Source organism: Clostridium sp. 2218st1_F5_2218SCRN_220325 (assembly GCF_039062665.1).
Taxonomy (GTDB): Bacteria; Bacillota; Clostridia; order Peptostreptococcales; family Peptostreptococcaceae; genus Intestinibacter.
The window spans coordinates 80,539-95,494 of sequence record NZ_JBCLNH010000013.1 but is presented as its reverse complement, the minus strand read 5'-3'; the positions used below and the strand labels follow the sequence as shown (position 1 = coordinate 95,494).

At 25.3% G+C, this 14,956-nt stretch carries 11 protein-coding genes; 3 read left to right on the top strand and 8 right to left on the bottom strand.

Annotation, left to right across the window (positions count from 1 at the left end):
* Positions 1-58: 58 nt before the first annotated feature.
* The gene (locus ABCM86_RS09135) at positions 59-1,384 is read right to left on the bottom strand and encodes a hypothetical protein (protein WP_343003872.1); all 1,326 of its coding nucleotides are present in this window, start codon (positions 1,382-1,384) and stop codon (positions 59-61) included.
* Positions 1,385-1,559: 175 nt separating this feature from the next.
* Here ABCM86_RS09135 and ABCM86_RS09130 point away from each other — a divergent pair, with 175 nt between their 5' ends.
* A complete protein-coding gene (locus ABCM86_RS09130; RefSeq protein WP_330593239.1) occupies positions 1,560-2,672 on the top strand; it encodes a glycosyltransferase in 1,113 nt (370 codons plus the stop codon).
* Positions 2,673-2,790: 118 nt separating this feature from the next.
* Here the strand turns inward: ABCM86_RS09130 and ABCM86_RS09125 are convergent, their stop codons facing one another.
* Positions 2,791-3,456, bottom strand: a complete 666-nt coding sequence (locus ABCM86_RS09125; protein WP_295574444.1) for a hypothetical protein — start codon at positions 3,454-3,456, stop codon at positions 2,791-2,793.
* Positions 3,457-4,364: 908 nt separating this feature from the next.
* Positions 4,365-6,263, bottom strand: a complete 1,899-nt coding sequence (locus ABCM86_RS09120) for a glutamine synthetase (RefSeq protein WP_195931633.1) — start codon at positions 6,261-6,263, stop codon at positions 4,365-4,367.
* Positions 6,264-6,599: 336 nt separating this feature from the next.
* Here ABCM86_RS09120 and ABCM86_RS09115 point away from each other — a divergent pair, with 336 nt between their 5' ends.
* Positions 6,600-7,373 (top strand): 3'-5' exonuclease, encoded by a 774-nt coding sequence (locus ABCM86_RS09115; RefSeq protein ID WP_295677818.1) that lies wholly within the window; start codon positions 6,600-6,602, stop codon positions 7,371-7,373.
* Positions 7,374-7,451: 78 nt separating this feature from the next.
* Here the strand turns inward: ABCM86_RS09115 and ABCM86_RS09110 are convergent, their stop codons facing one another.
* Entirely contained in the window at positions 7,452-8,213 is a 762-nt protein-coding gene (locus ABCM86_RS09110; protein ID WP_195931887.1) for an exodeoxyribonuclease III, read from the bottom strand.
* A gap of 360 nt (positions 8,214-8,573) precedes the next feature.
* On the opposite strand from ABCM86_RS09110, the gene ABCM86_RS09105 reads away from it, so the two are divergent.
* Entirely contained in the window at positions 8,574-9,779 is a 1,206-nt protein-coding gene (locus ABCM86_RS09105) for a pyridoxal phosphate-dependent aminotransferase (protein WP_295677819.1), read from the top strand.
* 59 nt (positions 9,780-9,838) lie between these two features.
* Here the strand turns inward: ABCM86_RS09105 and ABCM86_RS09100 are convergent, their stop codons facing one another.
* The 4 genes from ABCM86_RS09100 to ABCM86_RS09085 all read right to left on the bottom strand — a co-directional run bounded on the left by ABCM86_RS09100 (position 9,839) and on the right by ABCM86_RS09085 (position 14,898).
* Positions 9,839-10,291, bottom strand: a complete 453-nt coding sequence (locus tag ABCM86_RS09100; RefSeq protein ID WP_195931889.1) for a MarR family transcriptional regulator — start codon at positions 10,289-10,291, stop codon at positions 9,839-9,841.
* Positions 10,292-10,494: 203 nt separating this feature from the next.
* Positions 10,495-11,940 carry an adenylosuccinate lyase gene (gene purB / locus ABCM86_RS09095; protein ID WP_195931459.1) on the bottom strand — a complete coding sequence of 482 codons (1,446 nt, stop codon included), beginning with the start codon at positions 11,938-11,940 and terminating at the stop codon, positions 10,495-10,497.
* A gap of 164 nt (positions 11,941-12,104) precedes the next feature.
* Complete coding sequence (locus ABCM86_RS09090; protein ID WP_195931460.1) at positions 12,105-13,013, bottom strand: tyrosine-type recombinase/integrase; 909 nt, start codon at positions 13,011-13,013, stop codon at positions 12,105-12,107.
* Positions 13,014-13,119: 106 nt separating this feature from the next.
* Positions 13,120-14,898 carry a DEAD/DEAH box helicase family protein gene (locus tag ABCM86_RS09085; protein ID WP_295675654.1) on the bottom strand — a complete coding sequence of 593 codons (1,779 nt, stop codon included), beginning with the start codon at positions 14,896-14,898 and terminating at the stop codon, positions 13,120-13,122.
* Positions 14,899-14,956: the final 58 nt, after the last annotated feature.

Sequence of the window (14,956 nt, the reverse complement as noted above, 5' to 3'; positions counted from 1 at the left end):
ATTATATGTAAAGTTAAAAAACTGGTTACAAGAGGAATAAAAGTCTGTTTTAAAAAATCTATGCTGAAAATCCGAGATAAAAATAATAAATTATAAATATTATAAATGTCATAATTAATATTTTTTCTAAATAAACTAAAATAATATCCTTATAATCAATAAATCTCATATATACTCTAATAAAAATTATATTTGTTGTAAGTGATATTCCCTGGCAAATAATAATTATTGCAATTGTCAATCTAGATATAAATGTAATCCCATTATTTAATACTTCAATAGAATAAATTTGATTAAAAAATCCTAATACAATTGATTTTGAAATATAATCTGGATAAGGCATTTTTAATTTAGTCAAAATAACTTCATATCCCCATCCAATCGTATTTACTATATTTACATTTCTCGTTATTATATCTATAAATAAAAATACAATTAATAAAATTGGTATAATATTTGAAGCTATATTTATAGTTTCATTGAAATTACGCAAAATAGTTTTAAATAAATTCTTTTTCTGAGAATTTTCTAAGTACAACAATATAGACATCTTAAGTTTATTTCTTTTAAATGATTTTTCTTTAAATTTATTTTTTATAAAAAATGTCTTTTCTTTATTTTTTATAGGATATATTCTGCATATAATTAGATTTGTTATTATAAATACAAATAAATAACATATTATGAGAGGTAAAAAATTTATTTTCAATTGATCTGCTATATATACTACTATTGAAATATGTAAAATTGGGTAGTTTAATATTCCAGAAATAGCTTCATTTTTTCTAAGCCTTCCTTCTTTGTATAATTTATAAATTACATAAAATCCTAAAAATCCATCTACAAAAAAGAATAGCGCACATATAAGTATATTTTTTCCGCTAGCTCTAAAAAACTTTTTTGTAAATCTTCCAAAGCAACAATCAAAAACATATAATAATCCATAATCGAGTAAAAACGGTAAAAATATAGAGCTTATTGGTAGAAATATTATAATTTTAAATATACTTTCTTTCATTATCTGAATTAAGTTTTCATCCTTAAAAAATATAAATTCATTTTTAGTAGTTAAAACAATTAATATTAGTAACGATATGAACTTTAATACAATATCTACTTTATCTATTAGAGTCTTTTCATTTTTTGCTATTTCTTTTATAGCTAAAAGTGCAATAAATACGATTATACAAATATATACAAATCCTTCATATTTTAAATAAACTAAATTTGTAATAAAAAATACAGGAAAAACAACTTGTCTATTTATACTAAGTGGTAAGAAAAATATACAACATCCTATTCCCGAAAATAATACCAACTTTATTAATTCAGAAAAATCGTCTCCTTTTATTTCTTGAGTTTTTTTAGATTTTACATCATCCATAAAATCACCTCTATATCTAATTTGCTCTTTATTATCTTTTTCCTTTATTTTTTATTTTTACTTATTTTAGTAAACCTGTTATTAATTTTAGTAAATATTTGTATAAAATTTGCTTTAAATTTGATATAACTGTATAATACTATAAATGGTATTATTTTTAATTGGAGGTGATATTTTGAATAATATTAATAAGACTATATTAATATTAACTGCTCAATTTGGTGCTGGTCATGTCAGTGCAGCAAATGCTATAAAAGAATATATTTTAGAAAAAAATCCAAATTATAATATAGTAATTCAAAACTTTATAAATGCCAGTATCCCACGCATAAATAACCCAATGGTTAAAATGTACGAGAGAAATACTAAGTATGTTCCAGAACTTTATAATTATTACTATTATGCTAAAAAGAATTTTAATTCAAAGTTTGATATAACTTATAAAATATATACTCCAAAATTAACAGAGTATATATTAGAAATAAAACCAGATTTAATAATATCTACATTTCCATCAGCTGCTGGATGTGTTCATGATTTTAATTCAAAAAAGGAAAATACACCTATCCCCTGTATAACAGTTATAACTGATGTTGTAGATAGTCTAGAGTGGATTTTCCCAAATACTGATATGTATTTTGTTCCTACTTATGAGATTAAACATAGATATGTTCAAAAAGGATTAAATCCTGATATTTTTAGAGTTACTGGTGTGCCGACAGATAAGAGGTTTAATATAAAAGATAAAGTATATTTCCAAGATGGAAAATACAATGTACTTCTTATGGGCGGTGGTAGAGGTTTATTTGACTTTGATGAAGATTTTGTTAGATGGCTAGATGAGTTTTGTGACAATTATAAAGACAAACTTCATGTTACTATTGTAACTGGAAAAAACGAAAAACTATTTAACAATTTAACAGTTAAAAAACCGCTAAAAAATATAGAAGTATTGGGATTTGTAACTAATATGCCTGAACTTCTTAAAGATAATGATCTTTTAGTAACTAAACCCGGTGGTGCAACTTTATTTGAAGCTATAAATGCTCAAATACCAATTATTATAAAGACACCTAAGGTAGGTCAAGAAATCGAAAACTCAAAATTTATAATAGATAAAGGAATCGGCATTGTATATAATAATGATGCAGAATTACAAGAAATTTTTGATTTAATGGTAAATGGTGATTTAGACCATAGATTTAATTTTATGTTAGAAAATTTAGTCCATGTGAAGAAAAATATAAATCCAGAAAAAATCGGCGATTACGTAATGGAGCTTCTATAAGTATAGTTTCCTTAGAATTTAAAAATTCTCTTTTCTTATGGCGCCAACAAATCAAAGATTCCGTTGCTTTAGTTAATAGGTTGGAATTAAAAAAGAGGTTTTAAAAACCTCTTTTTTATTATCTATACTGTTCTAAATTAATAACTTTACCTAAGTCAACTTTTTCTTTTATAAGCTTGTTATTCTTATATTTTATGTATTTTATTTTACTTCTGATTATATTTAATTGATATAATTCTATTAATGTGAAGATTATAATAGCTAAAATTTCATAACTTACCATATAACTTAAGTTCTTCATATTTTTGATATTGATACAATAAATCCCTATCAAATCACAACTCAATAATTCTACTATAATTATTGTAGATAATTTTTTTAAGTTTAAGCTTACTTTACTTTTCTTGCCTATTTTATATATGCTCATCTTGCTTTCGCCTAACATCATTAAAATATCTTGAAATGCAATTTTACATATACTCATATCTACAGCTTCTAAGATTAATGTCAGTATAGCTAAAAACATAACAAACCCTAAGTTAAATTGAATTAATAGATTACTTTTCATATTGTTTGTTATTAGAAAATAAATACTAAATATTATAAAAAACGACATAAATGTATAGTTTATTCTATTTTCTTTTTTCTTAGTATAAAAAGTATATAAAAAACCTACAGTTAAAATTAGCCATGGGATACTTGAATATTGATTATAAAAAACTGCGATTGCAATTATCGGTAAGATACAATAAATTAAACTCTCTTGTATTAGTTTACGTTTCATAAAATCGGCTCCCCTCTTTTTACTTTTCTAATTAGATAATGAAAAGACCATATATACTATAAAATATGTTAAAAATCACTTTTTGTTATTTATAAAATATAATGATTGTTATCATATATCAAATAAATACATTTTATATTTATATATTCTATTTTTAGAATTATAATTCCTCTAAATTATCACTAACTTTATATTTAACAAATTTGTAATTAACTTTTAAAACCCCTATATTTTTTTGTTTAAAATATACTTTTTTGTCATCTTATTAAATATATAATTAGTAACAAATATTTTATATTGAGGAGTGATCTTATGATTAAAATATTAGGCATGATTAGTGGAATTATATGCACTATAATGTTATTTATTAATTTGCTCTTATACCTTCTAAAAGATATTTATTTTAAAATAAATAAAATAAGTATAAGGAAATTGATAAATAGAACTTTGCCTTTTTTATCAAAAAATAATAGATTTTTTGTAGGGATTTGTTTTATATCATTTTTGATTTATTCAGCTTCTATGTTTAGATATATCAATTTTTTTAATTTTAATATTTTAATTTCTTTTTTATTAATAATAATTATTACCTTTGATTTTCCTATATTAAAACACGATACATATTGTTATTTGAGGAAGATTGCATCATATCTGATTATAATATTTTTATTATTTCATATCTACTTTATATACTTATAAACACTTTAATTTCCAAGTTTATATATCTCCCATTATTATATTTTAATTTTTTACAAAATCATTATCATAAAGAGGCTTAAAAGTTTAGATTTTTTAAAATCCATGTAATGAAATTATACTTATCCATAATTTATAAATAAATATAATTTCCTTGCAATTAAAAAACTGCTATATAGATAAAATTTCTATATAGCAGTTTAAATTTTAAATTAATAAATATTTTTTTTGTAAGTTGAATATAGTACTCTTATTTCTTTCATATATTTGCTAAGCTCTAATTGTAATTCTGAAACTTTTTCATAATCCTTAGCATCTATAGCATCATTTATTCTTGTAAATAATGATTTTCTAGTTAATGTATCTTTCATGATATTGAATTTTATATCAGAAATTTTATTCCAATTAACTTCATCTAGAGCATCCATATTTTCTTTATTGTGTAATTTTACATAACCTCTTAATAATTCCATGTCATCATGTATTATTCTATGTCTTAATTCTTTTTTCCACTTATCAAGTGAACCGTATTTAAATGAGTCAATTATACTATCAGTAAATACATTTCCATCTTTTAAACATTCTAATTTTTCTTTATATTTATCAAGATTTAGCATATTTTCATATACTGTAGCAGGTGGCATTCCAAATCTTTCATTTCTTTCTTCATCATTATAATAATCAAATACATTGTTTTCATCTCTGTATTTTCTATCTTTTTCTAGGTATAAACCTTCTTCCCCGATATCTTTAGATAATTCTTTTTCTAAAGCTTTAGTATCTAAACCACTCTTAGCTGCAAATTTTATACCATCTAACATAGCTTGGTATCCAGCTGCCATTACTAAGTAAGTGTTTGAAAGTGGATTTGGAGATCTAAGTTCAAATCTAAGTGATTTAGGCTTTTTAGCATCTCTTATAAGTCCTACAAGTACAGATCTGTTTCTTGATGGAGTTTCATAAGTATGTCCTAGTGAAGTAACTACACAAACTGGAGCTTCAAATCCAGGTACAAGTCTTTCAAATCCATCTATACTATTAGTAACTATAGGGCTTATAACTTCATAGTTGTATAAAAGTCCCATTAAAGCACCGTATCCAGCTTCACTTAAGTAGTCTTTCGTCATATCTTGCGGAGCAAATAAATTTTTAAATGTTCCATCTTTAAGTATTAAACTTACTCCAAAGTGAGTATGTCCACCACTTCCTGCAACTCCTTGAATTGGTTTTGCTTTAAATGTAACTTCTAGACCGTTCATTGAAAATATATCTTCTACTACTTCCCTTACTGCCATTTCATTGTCAGCTGCTTGTATTGGAGTATCGAATTTCCAAGATATTTCAAGCTGCTCCATAGCATGCTTAGTTTTTCCATCTCTAGTTATAGAACTAGCGATCCCACCAACTTCTTTGTGAGCCATTTCTGGAGATATTCCCATTTTTTCTAATTTTTCTAGTGATTGTTCTAAACAAGTTCTTATTATTCCGTGAGTTCTTTTCCAGTATTGTTCTTTTAAACTTTGTGATACAGATAATTGCTCTAAATCAGCTTTATCTTCAGGAGTATTTACCCAGAATTCTAATTCAGTAGCTGCAGTTAAAACAATATCTTCTATATCATTTACACTATCTACACCTATACTGTTTAACATTTTTGGATACTCAGTAAATATCTCTATTAATGATTTTTTAAAGTTAGATTGAGCTTTTCTAAGTATTCCTCTTGAACCTACTCTTTTATTATCGTGTATTAAAAGAGCTGGTATTTTAAGAGTTCCTACTGGAAGTCCTGTTTCACTGTCGATATTTTGTAAATTATAATCTACATACCAGTTACAATCTTGGTCTGGCATTAAATCTACTTTTGCATTGTTTAATGTTGCTATGTTGTGAAGTTCAACACTTGATCCATCTGTTTGTATTGCAGATTTTAGAAAATCATCTACATCATCTAATAATAAACTTACTGGTATTTTTTCATCTGTGGCATTTCCACCAAGGTCAACACCCATTAGAGATACAAATTTTATGTTTTTGTTTTCTAATAATATTTGTTTTAACTCTTCATTACTCACTTTTCTTTTGTCTATTACATGAATTTGTTTTTTCATAAAAAAATAGTCCCCCTACAATCTCAAATAAATCCGTATTTTTTGCGCATTTTTGCACATTTCATTCGTATTAAATGTTTTACTTATTATATAAAATTTTATAAAAATATGCAATATATTTTATTTATTTTATCATTATTTCATTATGATAACAAAAATTAATTTTCTCATATATTAATAGTAAAAGCATATTTTTTATCGATTTAATGCTATAATTAAATATATGTAAAATCCAATTTTGAGGCTAATAAATTCACTTATTCAAGATTTTTAAATTTTGAAATATGCGACATAAATATATTATACAACTATACAGATTTTAGGAGAGAAATTATTATGAACTATATAATTTTTGATTTAGAATTTAACCAGGGTTTTGACAGGGTTAATAATAAAACTGTTTCAAATGCTAAATGTCCATTTGAAATAATACAAATTGGTGCGATTAAATTAGATTCTAATTTAAATATATTAGATACTTTTTCAAGTTATATCAAGTCTGAAATTTATAAGGATATACATCCTTTTGTAAAAAAAATGACTGGGATAACAAATAGTGATTTAAAAAATGCACCTTCTTTTAAAGATGTATATAAAGACTTTTTACAATTTATAGGTTCTAAAAATGCTATATTCGGTACTTGGGGAACAAATGATTTAAAAGAACTTCATAGAAATATACTTTTTTACAATATACCTTTAGATAATCTTCCAACAATGTATATCAATATTCAACAACATGCTTCTAGCTTTTTTAATAATCCTGTAGGAAAATGTATTGGATTACAAAATGCTATTTCAATATTAGAATTAGAACAAGACAAAAAGTATCACAACGCTTTAAATGATGCATATTATACATCACTTGTTTTTCAAAAAATAAATAATAAAAATATAAAGCCAGAAACTTATACTTATAATCTTTCAAAAAAAGAAAAACAAAAGCAAAAGCAGAAATTAAAGATAGATTATGATAAATTATTTGGTGAATTTAAAAATATGTTAAAAAGAGAACTTACAAAGGAAGAGAAAAAAGTAATCAATGCAGCTTATAATATGGGGAGAAAAAATAAATATCTACTTAATACAAAAAATAACAAAAATACGTAAGTATTTGAAGTAAAAAGAAGCTATTATATTAGTCTATATTTACTAATAAAACAGCTTCTTTTTACTTCTATAATAAATCTATTTTAAGTCTTTTACTATTAATTCTATTGGACAATGGTCTGAGCCTAATATCTCTGTATGTATATATGCACTGACTAAATTCTCTTCTAGATCTTTTGAAGTACAGAAGTAATCTATTCTCCATCCAGCATTTTTTTCTCTAGCTTTAAATCTATAAGACCACCATGAATATATTCCTTCTTTATCTGGATTAAAATATCTATATGTATCTATAAATCCACTATCTAAAAGCTCAGTAAATTTATTTCTCTCTTCATCTGTAAATCCTGCATTTTTTCTATTTGTCTTTGGATTTTTTAAATCTATTTCTTTATGTGCTACATTTAAATCTCCACAAACTACTACGCCTTTTTTAGAATTTAAGTTAAGTAGGTAGTTTCTAAAATCATCTTCCCATTTCATTCTGTAGTCTAATCTCTTTAATTCAGTTTGTGAATTTGGAGTATATACTGTTACAAAATAGAAATTTTCGAATTCTAGTGTTATTACTCTTCCTTCTTTGTCGTGCTCTTCTATTTGTATTCCATAATTTACAGAAAGCGGTTTTTGTTTTGTGAATATAGCAGTTCCTGAATACCCTTTTTTCTCAGCGTAATTCCAATACTGATGGTATCCATCTAACTCTAAATTTATTTGCCCTTCTTGAAGTTTTGTTTCTTGTAAGCAAAATATATCTGCATCTATTTCCTTAAAAAAGTCTAAAAATCCTTTTGTCACACAAGCTCTTATTCCGTTGACATTCCATGATATAAATTTCATTATTTTCTCCTTTTGTTTATTTTCTCTTCTTTATTATATCTATATTAAAGGTTTTTAACTATATATTTTAAAATAAATTTCACAATATATTTTTAAGCCTTTACTTTTGTTTTAAGAATAATTTATTTATTATTCATTTAAATATAAATATTCGTTTTAAATCTTACATATTTTATATTTAATCACAAAAATAATATAAAAAAGTATCGTCTATATTTATTTTTATATTATTTTTGAAATTCAATATATTTTTTTATATCAGATAATTTATGATTTTTTTACCAATTTATGCTAATATATTAATAGGTTAACATATATAAATCTAATTTTATTTTTAAATATAAAAGGGGGTATTCTTCTATGAAATTTTCTAAAAGATTAAAATCTATGCAAGCTTCTCCAATCAGAAAACTTGCACCATTCGCTGCTCAAGCGAAATCAGACGGTGTTAAAGTTTATCATTTAAATATCGGACAGCCTGATATAAAAACTCCAGAATGTTTCTTTAAAGCCGTTAAAAACTTCAATGAACCCGTTCTTGAATATGCTGGCTCTCAAGGTCTCCCTGAATTAATAAATGCTTTACAAAAATACTATGAAACTTATGATATGCATTTTTCTAAAGATGATTTCTTAGTAACTAATGGTGGTAGTGAGGCTTTATTATTCACATTTATGGCTATATGTGACCCTGGGGATAATATTTTAATACCTGAACCTTTCTACACTAACTACAATGGATTTGGTCAATCTATTAATATGGAAGTTAAACCTATAACTACTAAAGCTGAAGATGGGTTCCACCTTCCTCCAAAAGAAAAAATAGTAGCTTTAATAGATGAAAAAACTAAAGGTATATTAGTCTCTAATCCTGGAAATCCAACTGGATGTGTTTATACTAAGGATGAGGTTTATATGTTAGCTGAAATAGCAAAAGAACATGATTTATGGATTGTTGCTGATGAAGTTTACAGAGAATTTATATATGAAGGTCTTGACTATACTAGTTTTGGTAATGTAAAAGAAATAGAAGATAGATGTGTAATAATTGATTCCGTATCTAAAAGATATAGCGCTTGTGGTGCTAGAATAGGTTCTATAGCTTGTAAAAACGCTGAATTAATAGGTGAAATCATGAAATTATGCCAAGGTAGACTTTGTATAGCTACTCTAGAACAATTAGGTGCTGCTGCTTTATTCAATGAAACTCCAGCTTCTTATCTAAAACAAGTAAATGAAGAATATTGTAAGAGAAGAGATACATTGTATAACGAACTTATGAAAGCTGACGGCGTTATATGTAAAAAACCTATGGGTGCTTTTTATATAGTTGCTAAACTTCCAGTTGATAATGCTGAGGATTTTGTAAAATGGATGTTGACTGATTTCCGTATGGATAATGCAACTGTAATGGCCACTCCAGCTGAAGGTTTTTACGCTACTCATGGCCTTGGACGTGACGAAGTAAGACTTGCTTACATATTAAAAGAAGAAGATCTTAAAGTCGCAGGTAAATTGTTAGCAGAGGGATTAAAAGCTTATAAAACTGCTATGGCAAACGCTTAGTTAATAAAACTTAGTTAAAAATATTAAAGGGGATACGTTATCATATCCCCTTTAAGTTATTAGTTTAATTCACTTTTATTTAATAAAGTCTCTAGAGTCTCTATAGCATCTAGATATTTCTCTCTATCCTCAGTATTTAATTTAAAGAATTTTTCTTCTAAATCATTGCTTAGTTTTTCTGTAAAGTCAGCAGCTATTTGCTTACCTTCTTCAGTTATAACTATCATGTATTTTCTTCTGTCTTTAAGATTTTTCTCCCTATAAACATATCCCTTTTTACTTAAATCATCTATCATACTAGTTAAACTACCCTTTTCTATGTTTAACTTAGCACATAATTCTGTCATACTTATTTCGCCATAATTTCTCATGAATACTAATGCTCTTAATTGAGTTTTGTTTACATCATATAATCCAGAATATTGTTTTAAATAGTTTAAGTATAAACTAGAATAAATTTTTGGAAATGTGTTTGATAAAAAGCTTATTGTATCTGTCACTATACATTTCATTTGATCACCTCAGATTGCTGTTATTTTGTTTTCTGTGTATATTTTACACTAAAGTTATTTTCAGTACAATATTTTTTGGATATATTTTATTAATATTTTTAATTTTATTATATTTTTTGATTTATCTCATAAATAAAACTCCCAGAAATATATCTTATTTCTAGGAGCCTTTTTAATATATTTTATAATATTTATTTTTAAAATTAAACTTTTAAGTCTACGTCTAAACCACCTATAAATTCTTTAAATGGCTCTATTGCTGGGTTTAAGTATTCTTCTACAAATTCTACAACTTGCTCTGGAGCTCTACCTACGAATTTCATAGGGTCTAGTATATCTGATATTTCTTCTCTTTTTAACATGTCGAATTTGTCAGATTCTAGTATTAAGTCTATTAAGTTGTTGTTTAAACCTTCGTGTTTAACTCTGTAAGCTGCTTTCATAGATAATTCTCTTATCTCTTCGTGTAGCTCTTGTCTATCTCCACCTCTTTTTACAGCTTCCATTAATATATTTTCAGTTGCCATAAATGGTAGTTCTTCGTTTATGTGTTTATTTATCATGCTTTCATAAACTACTAATCCATCAGTTACATTTATACCTATTTCAAGTATAGCATCAGCTGCCATAAATGCTTGTGGTATAGAAAGTCTTTTGTTAGCAGAGTCATCTAAACTTCTTTCTAACCATTGAGTAGCTTCTACCATAGCTGGAGAAATAGATTCAGCTATTATGAATTTTGAAAGTGATGATATTCTCTCACTTCTCATTGGATTTCTCTTATATGCCATAGCTGATGAACCTATTTGTTTCTTTTCAAATGGCTCTTCTAATTCTTTAAGATGTTGAAGTAATCTTATATCGTTAGTCATTTTATGCATACTTTGAGCTATACCTGCTAGTACATTTAAAACTTGAGAGTCTAATTTTCTTGTATAAGTTTGTCCACTTACAGCATAAGAAGATTCAAATCCCATTTTGTTGCATACTATTTTGTCTAATTGTTTTATTTTTGCACTGTCACCTTCAAATAAAGCTACGAAACTAGCTTGAGTACCAGTAGTTCCTTTAACTCCTCTAAGTTTCATGTTAGCTAATCTGTAGTTTAAGTCTTCTAAGTCTATTATTAAGTCTTGCGCCCATAAAGTTGCTCTTTTTCCAACTGTTGTAAGCTGAGCTGCTTGGAAGTGAGTAAATCCTAAAGTCGGAATATCTTTATTTTTAAGAGCAAATTGTTTTAAGTTGTTTATTAAGTTTACTAATTTAACTCTTATTAATTTTAAAGCTTCATCCATTTGTATTACATCTGTATTATCTCCAACATAAGCTGAAGTAGCACCTAAATGTATTATACCTTTTGCTTTTGGACATTGAAGACCATAAGCTTGAACATGACTCATAACATCATGTCTTACTTCTCTTTCGATTCTTTTCGCATCATCAAAGTTTATATCATCTATATGAGCTTTTAATTCTGCTATTTGCTCATCTGTTATATTTATTCCTAGTTCTTTTTCACCTTCTGCAAGAGCTACCCATAATTTTCTCCAAGTTGAGAACTTAAATTGTGGAGAGAATATATAACTCATATCTTTACTGCAATATCTTTCAGTAAGAGGGTTAGAATATGTACTATATTTATTATCCATATTTGTGCACCGTCCTTAATTCATTTCTTTTTAACATCATAATTATATATAATTTAGCGAACTATAACAATACTTTTTTTAAATTTGTTCTAATTTATTATATTTTCATATCTAAAAATATTATGATGTTTTAGTATTAGTATTATCTTTTAACGGCATTATTATTATTTTTTATTTATATTCATATTTTCCTTTTGCATTATATAATCTATACTCTCACTATCTACAAAATCAATTACGTTTTTATATCTTATAGCATAGTATTTATCGCTCCAACCAAGTTGTTTTTGGATATCTTCTTTATCTGCTCCTAACATTAAACTTATTGCAGCATAAGAGTGTCTTAAATCTTTTGCAGAATAATTTTTAAGTCCCGCTAAGTCAAATGCTTTTTTTACTATTATTCTCACGTTTCTATCTGTTATAGAATTACTCTTTTGTGTTGTGAATATATATTCATCAGTAGGTAGTATTATTTCGCTTAGTCCTGAATGATATCTATAATCTTCTATAAGTTTAAAACAATAAGGGTGTAGTTTTACTACTCTTTCTTTTTTACCTTTACCAAGTCTTATATAGTAATTATCTTTATCATCCACAATTAGATCTTTCCATTTAACTTCTACTAGCTCATTTAACATGCAACCTGTCGTAGTTAAAAATACCATTATAAGTCTATCTCTCGCATTTAATTTATATAAAGAATCTATAAGTTTATTTATTTCTTGAATGCTTAATACGTCGTCTTTTCCTTTTTCTCTTGTTACCATAGGTTTTTGAACATAATTAAATGGGTTTATCTCCATGTATTTGTTTCTATATAAAAATGAGTAAAAACTATGTAAATAACTATATATCTTTTCTGTCGTCGATTTTGCGTATTTTTCTTTTATATGTTCTATAAATTTACAACAATCATCTTTATCTACTTCTAATAAATATTGTCCTTCTAAATACTTTTTAAAATATATTATTTTCAATAAATAGTCCCTTTTTGTTTTAGGAGTGAAATTTGTTGAAAATTCATCGTATAACTTTAATTCTTGCTTTGTAAGTATTTTTGATTCAACCATATCTTTTATCCTTCCCAATATCAAGTTTATTCTTTAGCTAAAAAATCACTTTATCATTTTCATGATTAAAGCGATTTTTATAAGTTATTTCTTATAATTAAATTATTTACTGTCTAGACTTTATTAGAATTTTTATTATTTCGCTTGAATCTTCATTAAATGTAGTTATAATTTTTAAGTACTCTGTAGGAACATTTAGAGCTAAATATATTTTATTTAAATCTCCTACAAAATCATTTATCTGATAATCTTGCTTTGTATCACTAATTGTTTGATTGTATAGCATTTCTAATTCACAGAAAATCACTGCTTTATATTCTAAATTTCTTATTCCATATATATTCGAAATTGTTATACCTACTTTTTTTGTTATTTTTGTTATCTCATCTTCAGCAATCATATAAGGTATTTTAGCTTCTTCTAAAGCTTTTCTTAGAATGTATTGGAAATAAATCGTTTTTCCATTCTTTAATTTTTTCTTATTATATGGATATACTATAGCTATATCTGTGTAATCTAATCCTTTTTTATTAGTAAGATAATCAATCTCCCATAAAATAGATTCTATTTGTTCTTCTAAGTCAGTTACTTTTATTATCTCAGGATCTTGTCCCTTTTTGTGAATTGGTTTAGTTAGTGAATATATATCATGATTTATAAGAGGTCTTAAATCTCTTATATAGCTATTAGAGTTTTGACAAAATTTATTTACAAAATCAACTAAACTTTTACTTTGCCTATAATTTATATCTAAATAAACCATCTTATCTGGATTTATATCTTGTTTATTTTTAAATATATTTAAATCATTAGTTATATTTAAAGCATCACAATAATATACATCAAATATATTTTTTGTTTTATATAAAAATTCTGAAATAAATTCAATTTCTTCATGTTTAAAGTTTTCAGCCTCATCTATGAATACACCTTTAAACATATTTTTATTTTTTATTACATTTCTAGCTTGTTTAATCAAATTATTAAGGTATTTTTCATAGTCTTGTTTAAATAGTCTATAATCAGCTATTAAGTCAAATTTCTTAGCTAGTTTAAATAAAAATGTTGCTAAAGTATGAACCTCTAAATTAGAGTTTTCTTTATACAAAATATCTATCTCTTCTTTTAATTGATTGTATAATTTTTTTGAAGATACGAATATAGCAAATCTATGTTGTGGATATACACGCGCCAACTTAATTGCTCTAGACAATAAAATAGTCGTTTTCCCTGTTCCACAACCACCTTTAAATATATTATTTCCATAGTCAATTGACAATGCATTAATAAGTTGATTTGTTTCTAACATATTTGCACTGTATTCATAATCGTCATTTACAAATGTAATCTTTTTAAAATCTTTATTTATATGCATCTCATTATTTAAAGTATAGTATTCTGGGCATATATCTAAGATATACATATTTAACTCTATCTCATTATTTCTATCTTTTAAGTAATTATCTACATATATTTCATTTTCAATAATTTGGTTTAATTTTGTCTTGTCTATAATATTATTATCTACAAATTCTTCAAATTCATATTTATCTTCTATTTCTACATATGGCATTACATAAATAAAGTTATATGAAATATTGCTGTGATGTTGGGCCATTTTTAATCTAAGTAAATTAAATTCTTCATTCATCACTTCAATTAATTCTTCATCTAATATAGAAAATATCTCTTCTGAAGTATCCATAAATTTAATAAATAATATTTTATTATCTTTAATATACATCAAATCTGTATTTATTCCTTTAAAAGGCGTTACTTTTGGTACTATTTTTACATTGTCAGATAACTTCTCATAAAATTTCTTTTCAAATTCTTTCATTCTTAATGCATCTAATTGAGAGTTAATTCTTATAAACTGACTCATAGCAAGCCCCCTCTCTTTCTTATTGTAAAATTAACTGTAGATTTTAATAGCTTTATGA

What these genes read in the sequence shown, in the direction of transcription:
- ABCM86_RS09135 (WP_343003872.1), bottom strand. Translation starts at nt 1,384, where the DNA reads ATGGATGATGTAAAATCTAAAAAAACTCAAGAAATAAAAGGAGACGAT.
- ABCM86_RS09125 (WP_295574444.1), bottom strand. Translation starts at nt 3,456, where the DNA reads ATGAAACGTAAACTAATACAAGAGAGTTTAATTTATTGTATCTTACCG.
- ABCM86_RS09120 (WP_195931633.1), bottom strand. Translation starts at nt 6,263, where the DNA reads ATGAAAAAACAAATTCATGTAATAGACAAAAGAAAAGTGAGTAATGAA.
- ABCM86_RS09115 (WP_295677818.1), top strand. Translation starts at nt 6,600, where the DNA reads ATGAACTATATAATTTTTGATTTAGAATTTAACCAGGGTTTTGACAGG.
- ABCM86_RS09110 (WP_195931887.1), bottom strand. Translation starts at nt 8,213, where the DNA reads ATGAAATTTATATCATGGAATGTCAACGGAATAAGAGCTTGTGTGACA.
- ABCM86_RS09105 (WP_295677819.1), top strand. Translation starts at nt 8,574, where the DNA reads ATGAAATTTTCTAAAAGATTAAAATCTATGCAAGCTTCTCCAATCAGA.
- ABCM86_RS09100 (WP_195931889.1), bottom strand. Translation starts at nt 10,291, where the DNA reads ATGAAATGTATAGTGACAGATACAATAAGCTTTTTATCAAACACATTT.
- purB (WP_195931459.1), bottom strand. Translation starts at nt 11,940, where the DNA reads ATGGATAATAAATATAGTACATATTCTAACCCTCTTACTGAAAGATAT.
- ABCM86_RS09090 (WP_195931460.1), bottom strand. Translation starts at nt 13,013, where the DNA reads ATGGTTGAATCAAAAATACTTACAAAGCAAGAATTAAAGTTATACGAT.
- ABCM86_RS09085 (WP_295675654.1), bottom strand. Translation starts at nt 14,898, where the DNA reads ATGAGTCAGTTTATAAGAATTAACTCTCAATTAGATGCATTAAGAATG.